At 43.0% G+C, this 19,960-nt stretch carries 13 protein-coding genes, 13 tRNA genes and 1 pseudogene; 1 reads left to right on the top strand and 26 read right to left on the bottom strand.

From position 1 onward, the window contains the following. Positions 1–437: 437 nt before the first annotated feature. The 16 genes from HWQ47_RS19000 to recA all read right to left on the bottom strand — a co-directional run bounded on the left by HWQ47_RS19000 (position 438) and on the right by recA (position 7,000). Positions 438–529: transfer RNA gene (locus HWQ47_RS19000), tRNA-Ser, on the bottom strand. A gap of 29 nt (positions 530–558) precedes the next feature. Then, positions 559–635 (bottom strand) — tRNA-Arg (locus tag HWQ47_RS19005). Between the two features lie 70 nt (positions 636–705). Continuing rightward, positions 706–782: transfer RNA gene (locus tag HWQ47_RS19010), tRNA-Arg, on the bottom strand. A gap of 69 nt (positions 783–851) precedes the next feature. Continuing rightward, positions 852–928 (bottom strand) — tRNA-Arg (locus HWQ47_RS19015). Positions 929–1,009: 81 nt separating this feature from the next. Next, positions 1,010–1,086 (bottom strand) — tRNA-Arg (locus HWQ47_RS19020). A 105-nt stretch (positions 1,087–1,191) separates the two neighbouring features. Further along, a tRNA-Ser gene (locus HWQ47_RS19025) sits at positions 1,192–1,283 on the bottom strand. A 29-nt stretch (positions 1,284–1,312) separates the two neighbouring features. Continuing rightward, positions 1,313–1,389 (bottom strand) — tRNA-Arg (locus HWQ47_RS19030). Positions 1,390–1,459: 70 nt separating this feature from the next. Further along, positions 1,460–1,536, bottom strand: a tRNA-Arg gene (locus HWQ47_RS19035). A gap of 36 nt (positions 1,537–1,572) precedes the next feature. Continuing rightward, positions 1,573–1,649 (bottom strand) — tRNA-Arg (locus HWQ47_RS19040). A gap of 36 nt (positions 1,650–1,685) precedes the next feature. Beyond that, positions 1,686–1,762: transfer RNA gene (locus HWQ47_RS19045), tRNA-Arg, on the bottom strand. Between the two features lie 36 nt (positions 1,763–1,798). After that, positions 1,799–1,875: transfer RNA gene (locus HWQ47_RS19050), tRNA-Arg, on the bottom strand. Positions 1,876–1,909: 34 nt separating this feature from the next. After that, positions 1,910–1,986, bottom strand: a tRNA-Arg gene (locus tag HWQ47_RS19055). 21 nt (positions 1,987–2,007) lie between these two features. Continuing rightward, positions 2,008–2,099 (bottom strand) — tRNA-Ser (locus HWQ47_RS19060). A gap of 237 nt (positions 2,100–2,336) precedes the next feature. After that, positions 2,337–2,534 carry a carbon storage regulator CsrA gene (gene csrA, locus HWQ47_RS19065; RefSeq protein ID WP_012325942.1) on the bottom strand — a complete coding sequence of 66 codons (198 nt, stop codon included), beginning with the start codon at positions 2,532–2,534 and terminating at the stop codon, positions 2,337–2,339. Between the two features lie 457 nt (positions 2,535–2,991). Further along, positions 2,992–5,616, bottom strand: coding sequence for an alanine--tRNA ligase (alaS, locus tag HWQ47_RS19070; protein WP_269967625.1), 2,625 nt, complete (start codon positions 5,614–5,616; stop codon positions 2,992–2,994). Positions 5,617–5,950: 334 nt separating this feature from the next. Further along, positions 5,951–7,000: a recombinase RecA gene (gene recA / locus HWQ47_RS19075; protein WP_269971794.1), complete on the bottom strand. Its 1,050-nt coding sequence runs from the start codon at positions 6,998–7,000 to the stop codon at positions 5,951–5,953. Between the two features lie 330 nt (positions 7,001–7,330). Here recA and mutS point away from each other — a divergent pair, with 330 nt between their 5' ends. Next, positions 7,331–9,910, top strand: coding sequence for a DNA mismatch repair protein MutS (gene mutS / locus HWQ47_RS19080; RefSeq protein ID WP_269967626.1), 2,580 nt, complete (start codon positions 7,331–7,333; stop codon positions 9,908–9,910). A 199-nt stretch (positions 9,911–10,109) separates the two neighbouring features. Here the strand turns inward: mutS and rpoS are convergent, their stop codons facing one another. The 10 genes and pseudogenes from rpoS to HWQ47_RS19130 form a co-directional block, all read right to left on the bottom strand. Continuing rightward, positions 10,110–11,084, bottom strand: a complete 975-nt coding sequence (gene rpoS, locus HWQ47_RS19085) for an RNA polymerase sigma factor RpoS (RefSeq protein ID WP_269967627.1) — start codon at positions 11,082–11,084, stop codon at positions 10,110–10,112. Between the two features lie 80 nt (positions 11,085–11,164). Further along, positions 11,165–12,064, bottom strand: coding sequence for a peptidoglycan DD-metalloendopeptidase family protein (locus HWQ47_RS19090; protein WP_269967628.1), 900 nt, complete (start codon positions 12,062–12,064; stop codon positions 11,165–11,167). Positions 12,065–12,161: 97 nt separating this feature from the next. Beyond that, complete coding sequence (locus tag HWQ47_RS19095; protein WP_269967629.1) at positions 12,162–12,797, bottom strand: protein-L-isoaspartate(D-aspartate) O-methyltransferase; 636 nt, start codon at positions 12,795–12,797, stop codon at positions 12,162–12,164. Next, positions 12,794–13,540, bottom strand: coding sequence for a 5'/3'-nucleotidase SurE (gene surE, locus HWQ47_RS19100; protein WP_269971795.1), 747 nt, complete (start codon positions 13,538–13,540; stop codon positions 12,794–12,796). The genes HWQ47_RS19095 and surE overlap by 4 nt, the downstream gene beginning before the upstream one ends. 126 nt (positions 13,541–13,666) lie before the next feature. Next, a pseudogene (truD, locus tag HWQ47_RS19105) lies at positions 13,667–14,695 on the bottom strand (tRNA pseudouridine(13) synthase TruD); the annotation flags it as partial. Positions 14,696–14,770: 75 nt separating this feature from the next. Next, positions 14,771–15,253, bottom strand: coding sequence for a 2-C-methyl-D-erythritol 2,4-cyclodiphosphate synthase (gene ispF, locus HWQ47_RS19110; RefSeq protein ID WP_269967630.1), 483 nt, complete (start codon positions 15,251–15,253; stop codon positions 14,771–14,773). A gap of 109 nt (positions 15,254–15,362) precedes the next feature. After that, positions 15,363–16,049 carry a 2-C-methyl-D-erythritol 4-phosphate cytidylyltransferase gene (gene ispD / locus HWQ47_RS19115; RefSeq protein WP_269967631.1) on the bottom strand — a complete coding sequence of 229 codons (687 nt, stop codon included), beginning with the start codon at positions 16,047–16,049 and terminating at the stop codon, positions 15,363–15,365. A gap of 296 nt (positions 16,050–16,345) precedes the next feature. Next, entirely contained in the window at positions 16,346–16,645 is a 300-nt protein-coding gene (ftsB, locus tag HWQ47_RS19120; RefSeq protein WP_269967632.1) for a cell division protein FtsB, read from the bottom strand. 154 nt (positions 16,646–16,799) lie between these two features. Next, positions 16,800–18,095 carry a phosphopyruvate hydratase gene (gene eno, locus HWQ47_RS19125; RefSeq protein WP_269967633.1) on the bottom strand — a complete coding sequence of 432 codons (1,296 nt, stop codon included), beginning with the start codon at positions 18,093–18,095 and terminating at the stop codon, positions 16,800–16,802. Positions 18,096–18,307: 212 nt separating this feature from the next. Next, entirely contained in the window at positions 18,308–19,945 is a 1,638-nt protein-coding gene (locus HWQ47_RS19130; RefSeq protein WP_269967634.1) for a CTP synthase, read from the bottom strand. Positions 19,946–19,960 lie beyond the last annotated feature (15 nt).

Consider the following 19,960-nt stretch of genomic DNA (forward strand, 5'->3'; position numbering starts at 1 on the left):
CTAACATTGAGCTTGAAATTGAAGGGTTAAAATTGAGCTCCTGTGTAGAAGAAAAGAAAATAGTGCAACGAGTACAAACTATAAAGAGAACTCAGACAACGCAAACAGGTATGAATCTTCAACAAGCCCCTAGCTAGAGCATCTATAACGACGAAACCGAGCTTTGGTGACGATAACCTCACACTTGGCATCCGATGGTGCTTGGCATAGCTTATATGGATACGAGAGCCTAGACACAAAGTCGAATATAAGCCTTCCATGATGACTCGGCATAACTTAGATCTCGAGATTCCAGACACAAAACTAAATTTATACCATCCATGGTAATTTGGCATAAGTGTTCTGACCTCCAGGGATGGAGGAAATGCCAATCAATGTCAGGAACATTTGTGGCCAGACACAAAAAAGCCCATTGATTTCTCAATGGGCTTGATTGATGGCGGAGAGGGAGGGATTCGAACCCTCGATGGGATTTAAAGCCCATACTCCCTTAGCAGGGGAGCGCCTTCGGCCACTCGGCCACCTCTCCTAAACTTCTATTATTCATGAAAATAATAATGGTGCGCGTGGAAGGAGTCGAACCTCCGACCGCCTGGTTCGTAGCCAGGTACTCTATCCAGCTGAGCTACACGCGCAAATATCAGTTTATCCTTCTTGTAAAAGAAGGATTATTCCCAGTTAAACAACTAACTCGAAATATAAATATGGTGCGGATGGGAGGAGTCGAACCTCCGACCGCCTGGTTCGTAGCCAGGTACTCTATCCAGCTGAGCTACATCCGCACAAACTATTTCAACTTTCACCTAAAGCTAAAAACTCAAAGTTGCCCTTGATACTTATCGCTTTAAATATGGTGCGCGTGGAAGGAGTCGAACCTCCGACCGCCTGGTTCGTAGCCAGGTACTCTATCCAGCTGAGCTACACGCGCAAATCTTAATTATAGTAACAAAACTATATTGACTTAATACCGATATAGTTACCAGCATAAAACCTTTCACCTTTATCAGTATGGTGCGGATGGGAGGAGTCGAACCTCCGACCGCCTGGTTCGTAGCCAGGTACTCTATCCAGCTGAGCTACATCCGCATCGGTTACTGACAACATCTAGTCTATTGACTCTAAAGAGTCTACTTAGTCTTTCGACCTAAGGCGACAAAAAAACCCGTTGACAATATCAACGGGCTTGATTGATGGCGGAGAGGGAGGGATTCGAACCCTCGATGGGATTTAAAGCCCATACTCCCTTAGCAGGGGAGCGCCTTCGGCCACTCGGCCACCTCTCCTAAACTTCTATTATTCATGAAAATAATAATGGTGCGCGTGGAAGGAGTCGAACCTCCGACCGCCTGGTTCGTAGCCAGGTACTCTATCCAGCTGAGCTACACGCGCAAATATCAGTTTATCCTTCTTGTAAAAGAAGGATTATTCCCAGTTAAACAACTAACTCGAAATATAAATATGGTGCGGATGGGAGGAGTCGAACCTCCGACCGCCTGGTTCGTAGCCAGGTACTCTATCCAGCTGAGCTACATCCGCACATATAAAACATTACACTTACTTTTTACTATTGAATGGTGCGGATGGGAGGAGTCGAACCTCCGACCGCCTGGTTCGTAGCCAGGTACTCTATCCAGCTGAGCTACATCCGCACATATAAAACATTACACTTACTTTTTACTATTGAATGGTGCGGATGGGAGGAGTCGAACCTCCGACCGCCTGGTTCGTAGCCAGGTACTCTATCCAGCTGAGCTACATCCGCACATATAAAACATTACACTTACTTTTTACTATTGAATGGTGCGGATGGGAGGAGTCGAACCTCCGACCGCCTGGTTCGTAGCCAGGTACTCTATCCAGCTGAGCTACATCCGCAACGCCTTTCAATATATCCCGTCATCTTACAAAATGGTGCGGATGGGAGGAGTCGAACCTCCGACCGCCTGGTTCGTAGCCAGGTACTCTATCCAGCTGAGCTACATCCGCAACGTATTTGCAAGTAAGAAATGGCGGAGAGGGAGGGATTCGAACCCTCGATGGGATTTAAAGCCCATACTCCCTTAGCAGGGGAGCGCCTTCGGCCACTCGGCCACCTCTCCGTTTCTTGGCGCACATATTACTGTTTGAAGAAAATAAGTCAAACCATTTCTTATAAAGGATTTCTGTTTGGAGTGTTTTTAAACAGATCAAACAAATAATGCACGTCTTCAGTATATAAGGAGATTCTTTTACCGGAAAAACCAATGAAACCCACTTAATTATTTTTATTCAAAAAACAAAAAAGCCAGTTAATAAACTGGCTTCTCTATAAATTAGTTTTCAAAGACTGGATAAGACTAAAAGTTGCCGCCTTCAGAAGAGTTCCCGGCTTTTTCAGACTGGATACGCTGGTAGATCTCTTCACGATGCACTGACACTTCTTTAGGTGCATTGACACCAATACGCACTTGATTCCCCTTAACACCTAAAACAGTGACAGTTACTTCATCACCAATCATCAGTGTTTCACCAACACGACGAGTCAATATCAGCATTCGCTTACTCCTTTAGTTCTAAATTCTGCTTTATACGGCACTAATCCGTTATATGCTTATTATAAGGTTAGCTTAGTACAAATTAAAAGTACTCAAGCTCAAAACCATCATTTAATACCGCTTCTCTAACTATAAACCGCGATATGAGCCTACTGCACTCGCCTTATCTCAAAATGAGTTGAGCAGTAGATAATATTACAATCTACAACTGTCATTAACCTAGCATTAAAAGTTACAAACCCCAAGACCAGAACCAATTTCGCGGCAGATTAAAGCGATAAATATATAGCGACAACAATAAAACTCCGAAAATCAACATGAATAAAACATAAGCATCCGATTAAATCGGCAGTACAAGCATATTTAACTCAGGTGTTCTTATTGATTGTAATTGAGACCTATGCCACAAAAAAGCGCCTTAGTTAACTAAGACGCTTTTAATATTACATGCTACCCCTTAAACCAAACGTTCCTCTAACCAAGGAATTACTTGCGTTAATGCAGCATCTAAGTGCTCAGGTTGAGTACCACCGGCCTGAGCCATGTCTGGTCGACCACCGCCCTTTCCACCCACCTGGGTTGCAATAGACGCGACGAGTTCACCCGCTTTGACTTTAGAAGTGAGATCTTTAGTCACACCTACAATTAGATTAACTTTAGCATCACCCGCAATGGCAAGTACGACAATACCTGAACCTAACTTTTGTTTAAGCTCATCTTGCAATCCGCGTAACGCACCAGCATCAACACCTTCTAGCTTCTTAACCAGAACATTAACACCATTTATCAGCAGAGCTTCACCCGCTAGATCGGCACTTGTTGCAGCAGCAAGCTTATCCTTAAGTTGCGACAACTCTTTTTCAAGTAATTTAGTACGCTCTAACTGAGCCTTAAGCTTAATAACGACAGAACCACTGTCAGCCTTAAGTAAAGCCGCAGCCTGCTCTAACTCCGCTTTTTGTGCTGCAATATAAACCATCGCAGCAGCTCCGGTTACCGCTTCAATACGACGTATACCCGCCGCAATACCACCTTCTGAAGTGATCTTAAACAAACCAATATCACCGGTGCGTCCCACATGAGTACCACCACAAAGTTCGATAGAGAAGTCACCCATGGTGACCACTCGTACTTCATCGGTATATTTTTCACCGAAAAGCGCCATCGCGCCCTTCTCTTTGGCTCGATCCATATCCATGACTTCAGCCGTTAACTTATGATTGCGACGGATCTGCGTATTAACCAGATCTTCAACCGCTTGCAACTCTTCAGGCTTCATCCCTTCGAAATGAGAAAAATCAAATCGTAATCTTTCAGAATCAACCAAAGAGCCTTTCTGAGAGACATGAGTACCAAGCAGTTGGCGTAATGCTGCGTGCAGTAGATGAGTAACAGAATGGTTCAACTCGGTGCGCTGACGAAGTTCTTCATCGACTATCGCCTCTAAAGTATCACCAACAGAGATAGTACCAGAGTTCAATCGACCTTGATGACCGACTGCTTGACCGTACTTTTGCGTATCTTTAACAACAAACTCAATGCCGTAAGCCGTTAATAACCCTTTATCACCACACTGTCCACCTGACTCACCATAAAATGGTGTACAGTCAAGTACGATCACAGCATCTTCACCTGCATTTAAGCTATTGGTTAGCTCACCTGCTTGATAGATTGCAGTAACCTTGCCAGGGGCTGTCAACTCGATATAACCCGAGAATTGAGTTTCTTCATCAATTTTAAGTGAATCATTGTAATCAGTGTCAAATTGACCAGCTGCTTGTGCACGACGTCTCTGCTCAGCCATCGCCACTTCAAAACCAGCTTCATCAACGCTGATCTCACGTTCACGACACACATCAGCGGTCAAATCAACCGGAAAGCCATAAGTATCATAAAGTTTAAACGCCGTTTCGCCGTCTAATACATCGCCTTTAAGCTCATTAAGCGCACCATCTAGAATGCCTAAACCGCGCTCCAAAGTACGAGCAAATTGCTCCTCTTCAGCTTTCAATGATTTTTCAACAATAGCTTGTGTTGCTGCTAAACCTTTAGCAGCATCTCCCATCACTTCGATGAGCGTTGGTACTAACTTATAGAAGAAGGAATCCGTTGCACCTAGCTTATTTCCGTGACGTACTGCGCGGCGGATAATGCGACGAAGTACATAGCCACGGCCTTCATTCGACGGCATAACGCCGTCGGCAATTAAGAAGGCACAAGATCGAATGTGATCAGAAATAACCCGCAGTGATTTATTTTCTAAATCAGTCACAGCTAATATCTCTGCACTCTTTTTGATCAAAGCTTGAAAGATATCAATTTCATAGTTTGAGTGTACGCCTTGCATAATTGCAGCAATACGCTCAATTCCCATCCCCGTATCAACTGAGGGCTTAGGCAGTGGTAGCATGTCACCATTTGACTGACGATTATATTGCATGAATACGATGTTCCAGATCTCAATAAATCTGTCACCGTCTTCTTCAGGCGTGCCAGGACGGCCACCCCAGATATGATCACCATGATCATAAAAAATTTCAGAACAAGGACCACAAGGACCTGTATCGCCCATCTGCCAGAAGTTATCAGACGCATATGCCGCGCCTTTGTTGTCACCAATACGGATTAAATTCTCAGCAGGAACGCCAATCTCTTTGGTCCAGATATCGTAAGCTTCATCATCAGTTTCATAAATGGTGACACATAGGCGCTCTTTAGGAAGCTTCAACTCTTGAGTTAAGAAGTTCCATGCAAAACCGATCGCCTCACGCTTAAAATAATCACCAAAACTAAAGTTACCTAACATTTCGAAAAAAGTGTGATGACGGGCTGTGTAACCAACGTTATCTAAATCGTTATGTTTGCCACCGGCACGTACGCAACGTTGTGAAGAGGTAGCGCGAGTATAACTACGCTTATCTTCCCCAAGGAACACATCTTTAAACTGATTCATACCTGCGTTAGTAAACAGCAAGGTTGGATCATTAACAGGTACCAGTGAACTACTGTCCACAACCTGATGACCGTTGGTACGGAAATACTCTAAGAAAGCACTTCTTAGCGCTGCAGTGGTTTGATACATGAAATCATCCTGAATTAATTAAGCTAACTGCGATTACTATGATCACAGATCATACTATTAGCCGAACATTATAATCAGTCTACAGGATAACAACCAGTGATTTAGGGATGGAAAAGTGGGAAAGAGATTAAATTTGTTAGCCTAATCCTTATTCATCATAGGGATCATATTCCAAAGCAGAAGCCACTAAATCGTACGTTAGGCCTTGTTCCAACAAATATAGGGTCAGTTAGCTTTGAACTTAAAGAAAAAAATCATCGCGGCGTGCAAGTTGCGCTACCGCGAAATAATCTGCCAAATGGCTTATAGAGCGACTAATGACTAAGTCTGAGACTTAAAAGACTTCACCAGTTTCTAGATCAACATTATCATCAACAATAGCTGGTTCAGCCGGTGTTAATAACATCTCTCTAAGTGTTTTATCAATTTCATCAGCAATGGCAGGATTCTCTAGCAGATATTTACCAGCATTGGCACGGCCTTGACCAATTTTGTCACCTTTATAGCTGTACCAAGCACCCGCTTTTTCAACCAGTTTATGGGTAACGCCCAAGTCAACTAGCTCACCAGTGCGGTTAATGCCTTGACCATATAGAATTTGGAACTCTGCTTGTCTAAATGGCGCTGCAATCTTGTTCTTAACCACTTTTACGCGGGTTTCGTTACCGATCACTTCTTCACGATCTTTAATTGCACCGGTACGACGAATATCGAGACGAACAGAAGCATAAAACTTAAGTGCATTACCACCCGTTGTAGTTTCAGGGTTACCAAACATCACACCAATCTTCATACGGATTTGGTTAATGAAGATAAGCATTGTGTTAGTCTGCTTAAGGTTACCAGCAAGCTTACGCATCGCTTGGCTCATCATACGAGCAGCAAGACCCATATGAGAATCACCAATCTCACCTTCAATTTCAGCTTTTGGTGTTAAAGCCGCTACCGAATCGACAACAATAACATCGACAGCACCAGAGCGTGTTAGTGCATCACAAATTTCTAATGCTTGCTCACCGGTATCAGGTTGTGAACAAAGTAGGTTATCAATATCCACACCCAGTTTCTTCGCATATATTGGATCCAACGCATGTTCGGCATCGATAAAGGCACATACCCGACCTTCACGTTGAGCCGCAGCAATCACTTCGAGCGTCAAAGTTGTTTTACCCGAAGATTCAGGACCATAAATCTCGACAATACGACCTAAAGGAAGGCCGCCGGCACCTAAGGCAATATCTAAAGAGAGTGAACCAGTAGAGATAGTTTCAACATCCATTGAGCGATTTTCACCCAGCTTCATGATAGAGCCTTTACCGAACTGCTTTTCAATCTGGCTTAAAACAGCGTTAAGTGCTTTCTCTTTGTTCGCGTCTATCTTCATTCCTGTATCCTCAGAGTCACAGCGACTGCGCTGCTTAAAATCTTGTAATGACTCCACTGCTTGCTTAAAAAGTGCTTTAAAAGGAGTCTCAATATGCAAACTAGTATACTGTATAGTCATACAGTATCAAGTGCTGTTGATGATTATTTTTATTCACCCCAGATCACTGGATAATAAGTACTTATTTACACAGATATTATTCATTCGCATTTTTAATCACGATTAAAGGCTCGATAATAGGAAAAATATTGTTAATATTGGCGCAACCAGTTAAGGCCTGTTTAGATTGATACGGCCTGTTTAATACGTCAGCAAAGAGACGAGCAGTAGATGAAAGCAATCGACAACCAAGATTTAGAAAAACATACCCCTATGATGCGTCAATATTTGACGTTAAAAGCCGAGAATCCAGATGTACTTCTGTTCTATCGTATGGGGGATTTCTATGAACTCTTTTACGATGATGCTAAAAAAGCGTCTGAATTATTAGGGATATCGCTTACAGCAAGAGGCAAAAGTGGTGGCGATCCAATTCCCATGGCTGGTCTCCCCTATCACGCAGTGGAAGGTTACTTAGCTAAGCTGGTTCAACTAAGAGTCTCGGTCGCTATATGTGAGCAGATCGGTGACCCTGCAACATCCAAAGGCCCTGTCGAGCGTAAAGTTGTCCGTCTCGTCACCCCAGGTACGCTGACCGATGAAGCCCTTCTGCAGGAGAGAAGAGACAACTTACTTGCTGCTGTCTATCATGGAAAAACAGGCTTTGGTTACGCAACGTTAGACATCAGCTCAGGTCGCTTTGTCATTGCCGAATTAACGACATCTGAAGCATTGGAAGCTGAACTTCAACGTACCAGCCCTGCAGAAATTCTTTACAGCGAAGACTTCAGTGAGATGGGGCTTATTGCTGGTTTTCAAGGCACACGCCGTCGCCCTGAATGGGAGTTTGACTTTGACACCAGTAAAAAACTCTTACTCGATCAGTTTGGTACCAAAGATCTTCATGGCTTTGGCGTCGATGGGGCTCGTCTGTCACTTCAAGCCGCTGGTTGTCTTATGCAATATGTTAAAGATACCCAACGTACAGCACTGCCTCATATCAATTCTATCGTCAGGTTTAATCAAGGTGATAGTATTATTCTTGATGCTGCCACCAGACGTAATCTTGAACTGACGGTCAATCTTCAAGGCGGTTATACCAATACCTTAGCCACAGTATTAGATAATACCACCACGCCTATGGGCAGCCGTATGCTGCAAAGGTGGATACACGAGCCGCTTCGTGATCGTACTCGTATCGAAGCACGTCAAAATGCACTTGCAGAGATATTAGAAAACGGGCTCTATGATGAGCTTCACCCTCTACTGAAATCTCTAGGAGATATTGAGCGGATCACCGCAAGACTGGCCTTAAGAAATGCACGCCCTAGGGATTTTTCTCGTCTTAAACATGCACTCGCCATTTTGCCTGAAATCCAACACATTTTAGCCAAGTGTCAATCAGACCATATCAAGCATCTTGCCCATCTTATCAGCGAGTTTCCTCAGGAACTGGCACTACTCGATAGGGCTATCGTCGATAATCCTCCGATGCTGATCCGCGATGGTGGCGTGTTAAAACCTGGCTACAATGCGGAATTAGATCAATGGCGCGACCTGAGCCAAGGCGCGACAGATTATTTAGCTGAGCTTGAAGCTAGAGAAAAAGAGGCTACAGGCATATCGACTCTAAAGGTTGGGTATAACCGCGTACACGGTTATTATATCGAAGTGAGTCGCAGAGAATCTGATCTGGTACCTCTTAGCTATCAGCGTAGACAAACACTGAAAAATACTGAACGTTATATCGTCGCTGAACTTAAAGAACACGAAGAGAAAGTGCTTTCTAGTCAAGGTAAGGCATTGGCACTTGAGAAGCAGTTATGGGATCAACTCTTTGATCTTATTTTACCAAAACTCCATGAACTCCAGTTATTCGCTCAAGGCGCGGCCGAACTCGATGTGATCGCTAACTTTGCAGAGCGCGCTGAAACCCTTAACTATCAAAGACCAGTATTAATCGAGAGTTCAGGTATACAGATAGAGTCCGGTCGTCACCCAGTGATCGAACAGGTTAGCCAAACACCTTTTATCGCTAATCCAGTAACCCTAAATCCAACACGTAAAATGCTCATTGTCACAGGCCCTAATATGGGAGGTAAGTCGACCTATATGAGACAGGTTGCCTTGATCACCTTGATGGCTCACATCGGCTGTTATGTACCTGCTCAAAGTGCCATTATAGGACCCGTTGATCGTATATTTACCCGTATTGGTGCCGCTGACGATCTCGCATCCGGTCGCTCCACGTTCATGGTTGAGATGACAGAAACCGCTAATATCTTGCACAATGCGACACCCAACAGCTTAGTATTAATGGATGAAATTGGTCGAGGCACCTCGACCTATGATGGCCTGTCATTAGCATGGTCAGCGGCGGAATATCTAGCGCAGACAATTAAAGCTATGACCTTGTTCGCCACCCACTATTTTGAACTAACTCAACTACCGGATCTCATCTCAAATGTAGCTAATGTACACCTTGATGCGATTGAGCACGGTGATACGATCATCTTTATGCATGCCGTTCAGGATGGTGCTGCAAGCAAGAGTTACGGACTGCAGGTTGCAGCACTTGCCGGGGTGCCTAACTCAGTAATTTTAGCTGCAAAACATAAGTTACATCATTTAGAAAGCCGTGATGCCCAAAACGATGAATTAACACAATCTAATGGAGTGCAACAAAGTATTGTATTCCCAGAGCCAATTGGCTCTCCACTTCAAGAGGCTATGGACTCGATTAGACCCGACGAGCTAACCCCTAAACAGGCACTCGATATTTTATACGAGCTTAAAAAGTTATACTGTTAACAATTACAGGCATTAAAAAGCGCACATTAAGTGCGCTTTTTAATGGTGATTAGCAGGAGTAAGAATTCAAGTCATCTAAAGGTTAAATCACTAAGATGAACTTTACATATATTAAGGCTATGCCTTAAATCCCCTCTAATCATTATTACCTACCTCTAAGAAAAGAAACACTTAAATGCGTGAGGTAGACGATAAGCTATTAAATTTTAAAAATAGCTTCTACAGATAAGCCTTGAGCACTAAGAAGATCTTTAAGTCGTTTCAAAGCTTCGACTTGGATCTGGCGCACTCGCTCTCTGGTCAATCCTATCTCTTTACCTACATTTTCAAGTGTTGAAGGTTCATATCCCAACAGCCCAAAGCGGCGCGCTAACACCTCTCTTTGCTTGGTGTTGAGTTCATCTAACCACTTCACCACCGACTTAGACATATCTTCATCTTGCACCTTATAATCAGGACCAACATTGTCATCATCAGCCAATACATCGAGCAAGGCTTTATCGTTATCGCCACCAAGCGGTGTATCGACAGAGGTGATCCGCTCGTTAAGCTTTAACATACGACTGACATCGGAACTAGGAAGATCTAACTTCTCCGCAATCTCTTCAGCTGTAGGTTCATGATCTAACTTATGAGCTAACTCTCTTGCCGTTCGTAGATAAACGTTCAGCTCTTTAACTACATGTATAGGAAGGCGAATCGTTCTTGTTTGATTCATGATGGCACGTTCTATGGTCTGACGGATCCACCAAGTTGCATAAGTAGAAAATCTGAAACCTCTTTCAGGATCAAATTTTTCAACAGCCCTAATAAGACCCAAATTTCCCTCTTCAATAAGATCAAGCAAAGCAAGACCACGATTATTATAACGACGGGCAATTTTAACCACGAGCCTTAGATTACTTTCGATCATACGGTTACGGGATTTATCACAGCCTTTTAAAGCCTTGCGTGAAAAATACACCTCTTCTTCCGCACTGAGTAGGGGGGAAAAACCAATTTCACTAAGATACAATTGAGTTGCATCTAAGTTTTTTTGTAAGTCATCCTGAACCTGACTCTCAAGCTCAACACTATCCGCTTTTGTTCCTTTTTTATCAATTTCAACATCAGACTCATTCTTAACTAAGTCCACTAACGGTTCCGCTATTGCTGTATTCGATTTACGACCCATAAAATGATCTCCCAAATTTAGCTTAATTAAATTACTTCACGTTATTATCCTCCAATTGCCAAAACGGCCCTAAATCATTATTATTTAGGTAAGTATTTCAGTGGGTTAACAGACTTACCATGACGACGGATCTCAAAATGTAACATGACCCTATCTGTGCCTGTATTACCCATTTTTGCTAATGTTTGCCCAATAGTAACAAACTGTTTTTCTTTAACTAAGATGCTGTCTGCATGGGCATAAGCACTAAGATAATCATCGCTATGCTTGACTATTACCAAGTTACCATACCCTCGAAGTGCACTGCCTGCATATACAACTCGCCCATCGGCGGCCGCTTTTATTATGTCACCTCGCTGTCCAGCAATTTTAATTCCTTTACTTCCCTGCTCTTTGGCAGAGAAAGTACCAATCACCTTTCCTTTTACTGGCCACAGCCACTGAGTCACTGTTGTTGGCAACTCCGATTTATTCCTGTGGATAACATCGTTAACAACTTGTTGATTAGTTGTTACAGAATACCCAGACTTTGGCAGTTGATCAAGTGATTTTTTTGACGGGGTCACAGGGGTGCTTTTAGCTACAAGAACAGGGGTAAGCTTATGTTTACCCTCATGTTTAACGTCTCCACCTACAACTTTATGACTATTTTTTGACGTTACCTTAGCGTTAACCGCATTTGTAACATTTGATGTCAAATCAAGGTTTAGCTTCTGCCCAGGAAATATCGTATAGGGCTTCTTCAGCTTGTTTTTATTAGCTAAATCAATAAAATCATTATCCGATGCCCAGGCAATTGAGTAAAGCGTGTCACCTTGTTTTACGTGATAAAAATCTGATTTTAATGCACCTTTATTATAAGCAGTCTTAACTGGCGTTGTTACGCTGGCAACCGGGGCTGGTCGTTCAGACTGAAAACTACAGCCTATTGTTAATAAACAAACTATCCCTAGAACCAGAGCAACCCTGTTCCTCTTCATTTTAACAATCAAAGAAATCACCTAACGCCATATACACACACTCATTAAGACAAGTCTTAATGCCAAAAAAAGTAACAATTCAACCTAGAGAATGTGACTATGCAAGCTCACCGTTCACTAATGGTACAAAACGCACAATCTCTACCGCTTCAGAGCTGAACTGTTCGCCATGGCGCACCACCTTTAAGAGCTGTTGAGAACTATCACCAACAGGTATTATCAGCACGCCATTATCGACAAGTTGATCGAGTAAAGCTTCAGGTATTGTACTCGCAGCAGCTGTCACTATAATGCCATCAAAAGGACCTTTATTAGACCAACCTTGCCAGCCATCACCATATTTAAAGGAGACATTATGCAAATCCAAACGTTTCAATCTTTGCCGAGCTTGGATCTGCAGTCCTTTAATTCGTTCAACGGTGCACAATTCAGACGTAAGTTGAGCCAGAATAGCAGATTGATACCCTGAACCAGTTCCGATCTCGAGTACTTTCATCGGTTTATGTTCCAGTAACAATTCAGTCATTCTGGCAACGATATAAGGCTGAGAGATGGTTTGCCCCATGCCGATTGGCAAAGCCGTATTTTCATAGGCTTTGTGTCCCAGTGCAGCATCAAGAAATAACTCCCTAGGAGTATTAGCTACCGCCTCTAAAACCCCTTCATTACGGATCCCTGATTCACGCAAACTTCTTGCTAAGTTCAGTGCTGCTGTTGTCGCTACCCGACTCATAACTTATCTATCCACTCTTGCATTGATGTAATTTGATTGAACGCTGTGAGATCCACTGTAAGTGGCGTCACAGAGACAAAGCCATTTGTTATCGCATGAAAATCCGTACCTTCACTGGCATCTTGCTCTTCACCCGGTGGGCCTAACCAGAATATGTCCTTACCTGCAGGATCCTGAGTTTTAATCATGCCCGCCGCTTTGTGTCTGGCGCCTAAGCGAGTCACTTTAATCCCTTTAATCTGCTCAATAGGAAGATCTGGCACATTAACATTGAGAATTTGGTCTTGGGCTATCGGGCTCTTGAGTAAACCTTCAATTATTTTGCAGGTAAAATAAGCAGCGCTATCATAATGTTCAAGTTTAGATCCCACTAACGAAACAGCAATGGCTGGTAAACCAAGAAATCGTCCCTCCATTGCCGCCGCAACGGTACCTGAATACAAGGTATCGTCACCTAAGTTAGCGCCAGCATTAATCCCTGAAACTACCATATGAGGCTCATCTGTGTAGAGTTCTCGAATAGCCAGATGTACGCAATCGGTAGGTGTACCACTTACAGAGATATAACCATTACTCAAGGTATTAATTCGCAAAGGGTTAGTCAAGGTTAAAGAGTTACTTGCACCGGAGCAATTACGATCAGGTCCCACAGTCATCACTTCATAGGACGCTGCTAACGCATTGGTTAATGCAACAATTCCTGGCGCCGTGACCCCATCATCATTACTGACCAGAATTTTTATCTCCTGCTTATCGATGCCTACGCTATTTTCGCTACCCCTATCTAGTTCAGGTTCAGATTTAAGTTTAGAATCAGCTTTAGATTTAAATTCAGAATCAGTCGAATCTAGCCTCGCCTGTTGGCGTTCTCGAAATTCACGGTCATTGACGTCTTCATAATCAAAAAGCTCCCTAAGCACAGAGGTAGCATAACAGCCAGCAGCTAAGGCAAACTTAATCGTAATAACATCATCACTTTCTTTCTCATAGCTTAAGTGCTGTGGCTCAGATAATAGTGTCCGACGATCTTGGGTTAGTCCAGCATGTTCAAGACCATCACGCTCAGCGTCAAATTCTGTTAATACTCTAGCTTCAAACTCTCCAGCTTCACCATGTGATAGCGCAGCGCCTCTACCCCACATAGGTGCTGAAAGCTGAATATCTTTCTCTTCGAGTCGTTTTATCGTCGCCTCATCCCACTGTTCGGCGGTAAAATAGCTGTTACTGCCGGCGAGCATGACACAGTCACCTGACAATTTATCAAGGCCATGCTCAGCTAATCTCGCCGATACAGTGACATTAAACAAGTAAGAGCGCACAGCAGATAGATACATGCTGCGCTTTTTTCGGTCTTTCACTATACGGCCGGTAAACATTTGACGACCAAAGACTAAATTTTTTCCATCATGGCCAAAACGCTGCTCACCAAAGTAATTAGGCACACCCGATTGTTTAATCAATTCTAGACGTTCAATAACCTTATCCATATGAGTGACATTTCGTAATGTTAAGGTAAAGCGATTACCAGCCAAAGCACCAATACGCAGTTTCTTATTGTGACGGTTACTTGATAGTATGGTTAACTGTTCACTATTCAAACTCGCCCAATCTGGTGTCTCTTTACCTGGGATACGCACACCAAACCACTGTTCTGTGATTGCATTTTTATCTTTCTGTCCGGCATAAGTCACCTCTTTTGGGTGAACCTTGGCAAAACCCGATAAAATAGTCGCCACGTCATTGGTATTCAGCCCCTCTTTACGGATATGAAGTAGGTGATGTTCCCCCTCTCCCGTCGCTGCAAAAGGCAACATTTCCTGAACTCGAAAATCGCTATTATAGGTACGAAGATCCGCTTTAGAAATTGGCTTACCGTGTAAAAAATGAAGTTCAATCATGGGGACTCTGTTCTCTCAATCGGGCAATCCGATCTATTAATAAATAATTCACAGTGAAGCAAGCTGAGTGATAGGTTATGCTGACTTTGTCAGCAAGATCACCGCTTCAACAGCAATCCCCTCTTTACGACCGGTAAAACCAAGCTTTTCTGTTGTGGTCGCTTTAACATTGATGTTATCCAGATCTGTGTCAAAATCACGACTTAAGACTTGCCTAATCGCTTCAATATGTGGTGCCATCTTTGGTACTTGAGCAATGATGGTCACATCCAAATTACCAATAATAAAACCTTTGTTTTTAGCAAGTTGATAGCAGTGGCGAAGTAATTTTCGGCTATCTGCCCCCTTGAAATCATCATCAGTATCCGGAAAATGCTTACCTATGTCGCCCAGCGCTACCGCACCAAGAACAGCATCTGAGATAGCATGTAGGACAACATCACCATCGGAATGGGCAATCAGACCCGTTTTGTATGGCACATTAACACCGCCTAATAGTAACGGGGAATCACCACCAAACTTATGCACATCAAAGCCATGACCAATACGTATATTCATGTAAAATCCACTTACTGACGGCAAATTTACGCAATCAGTTGAAATAGGTTAAAACGACACTTCAGCGAAGAAATAGGTTAAAACGACACTTCAGCGAAGAAATATAAAATTAATTTGTTAAAAATAGTTTAGCCAGCCGAAGATCATCTGGGTGGGTGATCTTAATGTTTTCGATGCTACCCGAAACCAGCCCAGGTGAAACTCCAGCCCACTCCATCGCAGAAGCTTCATCAGTAATAATCGCATTTTCTATCAACGCAGAACTTAAGTTACCTCTAAGCTCTGCACCTAAAAATAGTTGAGGAGTTAAAGCTTGCCATAACTGCTCTCGACACACTGTTTTTTCTATTGTTCCATCACCCTTGCCACGTTTCATTGTATCCCTAACGGGCACAGCCAATATTGCGCCTTGAGGGAAGCGCTCTCGAGATGCGATAAGCTTATCAATGTCGCTATGGGTCAAACAGGGACGCGCAGCATCATGTACTAAGGCCCAAGCACCGTCTTCAATATGCTCAAGGCAAGCTAATACAGAATCAGCTCTCTCGCCTCCGCCGACAACAGTGTGTAGCTTAGGGTGCGATGCCTGAGGTAAAGAGCTAAATAGCGTATCTTTTGGATAAAGTGCCACGATCACTTTGTCAATTTTGGGGTGAGTTAGGAGTATGGTTAACGTTAACCCTAAGATAGGCGTACCATTAATCTCTAAATACTGTTTAGGGATCTCCGTTCCCATTCGACTTCCTATACCCGCAGCCGGAACAACGGCAACAATTTTATCTTGACGCTCATTCATAGTTAAAGCTCATAATGTATATACCCAAGCGACCTCAATATGCTCGTTTCAGAGCTCCCGTAGGATAGCTGAACAAGGCAATGATTGAGGATAATGGTTATTCCCTTATTGATATCACTAACACAGTGCAGATATTCTACGGGAACTCCCCAAGGGCACGGCGAGAAGCTACATGTTTCTGCGTTATGAAAAAGTGAATTAGAATAACTAGTCCAACTATTTCATGCCTTGAACTCCGTCACTTCTCGACATGCTAAACCCTGTATCTTGAAGTGGTTTGGGTATAAATGAAAGAGTTAATGACTTAAAACCTTGCTGGTATGTTTATCACCGACGACACGAAAAAAAGTTTCACCTTTTTTTACCATACCTAGCTCATTCCGAGCTCGCTCCTCTAACGCTTCAGTACCACTGCGAAGATCGATAATCTCCTCTCTCAATATCTGATTCCTGTCATTTAACTTGTCATTACTCGCTTGCTGAAGATAAATATGATCTCGTAATTTCAACGATTTTGGCAGACTATTTACGCCAAGCCAAAGTTGGTATTGAAGCAAGCCTAACAGTGACACTAATACAAATAGAAGACGTCTCATTATAATTAAAAATCCGCCAGTGGATGTACGACAATATTTTAGCGATAGTAACAAAAAAGGTCACCTATATGGTGACCTTTTCAAATTTAGCGGTCATTTAATCGTTTTTAATTGACCACCTAACTCAACAGATAATGCGATAATCAAAAATAGATCACGCTTTACCTTTAATTTCACTACGACCACGATATGGTGCTTTTTCACCTAACTGCTCTTCAATACGAAGCAGTTGATTGTACTTAGCAACACGATCTGAACGGCAAAGTGAACCGGTCTTAATTTGACCAGCTGAAGTGGCAACGGCTAGATCAGCAATAGTTGAATCTTCAGTTTCACCGCTACGATGGGAGATAACAACGGTGTAACCCGCTTCTTTAGCCATACGAATAGCCGCAAGCGTCTCAGTCAAAGATCCAATTTGGTTAAACTTGATCAAGATTGAGTTAGCAATGTTGTTGTCGATACCGCGCTTTAAAATCTTAGTGTTAGTCACGAACAGATCGTCACCCACTAATTGGATCTTGTCACCCATGATTTGAGTTTGGTATGCCCAACCTTCCCAATCTGACTCATCAAGACCATCTTCGATTGAAGCAATTGGATATTCTTCGGTCAACGTCTTAAGGAAATCAGAGAAGTCATTAGCAGAAAAGACTTTACCTTCACCAACCAGATTATATTGACCATCTTTGTAAAACTCGGATGCAGCACAGTCAAGCGCTAACGTGACATCTTCACCTAGCTTATAACCTGCTTTCTCAACCGCAACTTTGATCATTGCAAGCGCATCAGCATTAGAAGCCAAATTTGGAGCAAACCCACCTTCATCGCCGACTGATGTACTCAAACCTTTCTCTTGAAGTACTTTTTTCAAGCTATGAAAGATTTCAGCGCCAACTTGCAGTGCTTCACGGAACGTCTTAGCACCAACAGGCTGTATCATAAACTCTTGGATGTCCACGTTGTTATCAGCGTGCTCACCACCGTTTAAGATGTTCATCATCGGCACAGGCATTGAGTACTGACCTGAAGTACCATTTAGATCTGCGATATGTGCATATAAAGGAACACCTTTAAATGCAGCAGCGGCTTTAGCTGCAGAAAGAGATACAGCTAGGATTGCGTTAGCACCAAGTTTATCTTTATTTTCAGTGCCATCAAGGTCAATCATTATCTGATCAACTTCGCTTTGATTAGTTGCATCTTGACCGATTAGCGCATCACGTATTGGACCGTTGATATTTGCAATCGCTTTTAATACGCCTTTACCCATGTAGCGAGCTTTATCGCCATCGCGTAACTCTAATGCTTCACGGCTGCCGGTAGATGCCCCTGATGGCGCTGCTGCCATACCGTGAAACCCACCTTCTAAGTAAACTTCTGCTTCTACAGTTGGATTACCACGTGAATCCATGATCTCGCGACCAATGACGTTAATAATTTTAGCCATAATTCCCTCGGTTTAAGTTTAAAAATGAAAAAGTGAAAATAAAATCTGTTCACCAAAATCGACATAACCAAAACAGCGCCTAAGTCTCCTCTAGGGTAAAAAAGAGTGACACCTCACCATGTAAAAACACAGTAAGTAAAATGAACTTAGGACAAGTACTCTATAGACAAAAAAGCCGCTTCCTAAGAGAGGAAACGGCCGAGTATTTGGTATTAGCCTAAATTGCGTTTTTGATACGCGATGGCCGCAGCAACAAACTCGACAAACAATGGCTGACCATCACGGGGAGTTGATGTAAATTCTGGATGAAATTGACCTGCTACAAACCAAGGATGGTTTGGTAACTCTATCATCTCGACAAGTTGACGATCTGAAGATAGACCACTAAACACTAGGCCTGCTTTCTCAAGACGATCTTTATAATTGTTGTTAACTTCATAACGATGACGATGACGCTCAACGCAAGTGTTAGCTTTATAAGCAGCAGCAGCTTTAGACCCTTCTTTCAAATGGCATAGCTGTGCACCTAGACGCATGGTTCCACCAAGATCTGATGTTTCATGGCGCTCTTCGAGCTGACCTTCTTCATTGAGCCATTCGGTAATTAAGCCCACTACAGGATGTGGAGTATCTTTACGGAACTCTGTTGAATGTGCACCTTCAAGACCTGCTACATTACGCGCAAACTCAATCAATGCTACTTGCATACCCAAACAGATACCAAAATAGGGAATATTATTTTCGCGAGCATATTTAGCTGCAAAAATCTTACCTTCAATACCACGCTCACCAAATCCACCTGGTACTAAAATACCATCTAGATCAGCAAGCACTTCATCACCTCTCGCTTCTACGGTCTGAGAGTCAATATATTTAATATTGACCGAAACTCGGTTAAATAGACCAGCATGCTTAAGTGCTTCGTTGACAGACTTATAAGCATCTGGCAATTCAATGTACTTACCCACCATACCGATAGTGACTTCACCCGTCGGATTAGCTTCCTGGTAAATAACCTGTTCCCACTCATGCAGATCAGCTTCAGGACACTCAATACCAAAACGCTTAACGACAAGTTCATCTAGACCTTGCGCTTTAAGTAGTGCAGGGATTTTATAGATACTATCAACGTCTTTAAGCGAAATAACAGCACGTTCTTCTACATTACAAAAAAGCGAGATTTTAGCTCTTTCATTAGCAGGAACAGGACGATCACCACGACAAACTAATACATCCGGTGCAATACCGATAGAGCGAAGCTCTTTCACTGAATGTTGTGTTGGCTTAGTTTTCACTTCACCTGCAGCGCCAAGGAATGGCACTAAAGTCAGGTGCATAAATAAAGTTCGTTCACGCCCCAACTCAACACCTAACTGACGAATAGATTCCAAGAATGGAAGAGATTCAATATCACCAACAGTTCCGCCAATCTCAACGATAGCAACATCGTGGCCTTCACCACCTGCAAGGACTTTCTCTTTTATTGCATTAGTTATGTGCGGGATCACCTGAATGGTGGCACCTAAGTAATCACCACGGCGCTCTTTACGAAGCACTTCAGAGTAAATACGGCCTGTTGTAAAGTTATTACGACGGTTCATCTTGGTACGAATGAAACGCTCGTAGTGACCTAAGTCAAGATCCGTTTCAGCACCATCCTCGGTCACAAACACTTCACCGTGCTGTGTCGGACTCATCGTCCCCGGATCCAGGTTGATATAAGGATCCAGCTTCATAATGGTTACATTTAGGCCACGGGCCTCTAAAATTGCAGCCAAAGATGCCGCTGCAATGCCTTTACCTAGTGATGAAACCACGCCACCAGTTACGAAGATATACCTTGTAGTCATTAATGAACCTGAGAA

Origin of the sequence: Shewanella sp. MTB7 (assembly GCF_027571385.1) — a bacterium.
Lineage (GTDB): Bacteria > Pseudomonadota > Gammaproteobacteria > Enterobacterales > Shewanellaceae > Shewanella.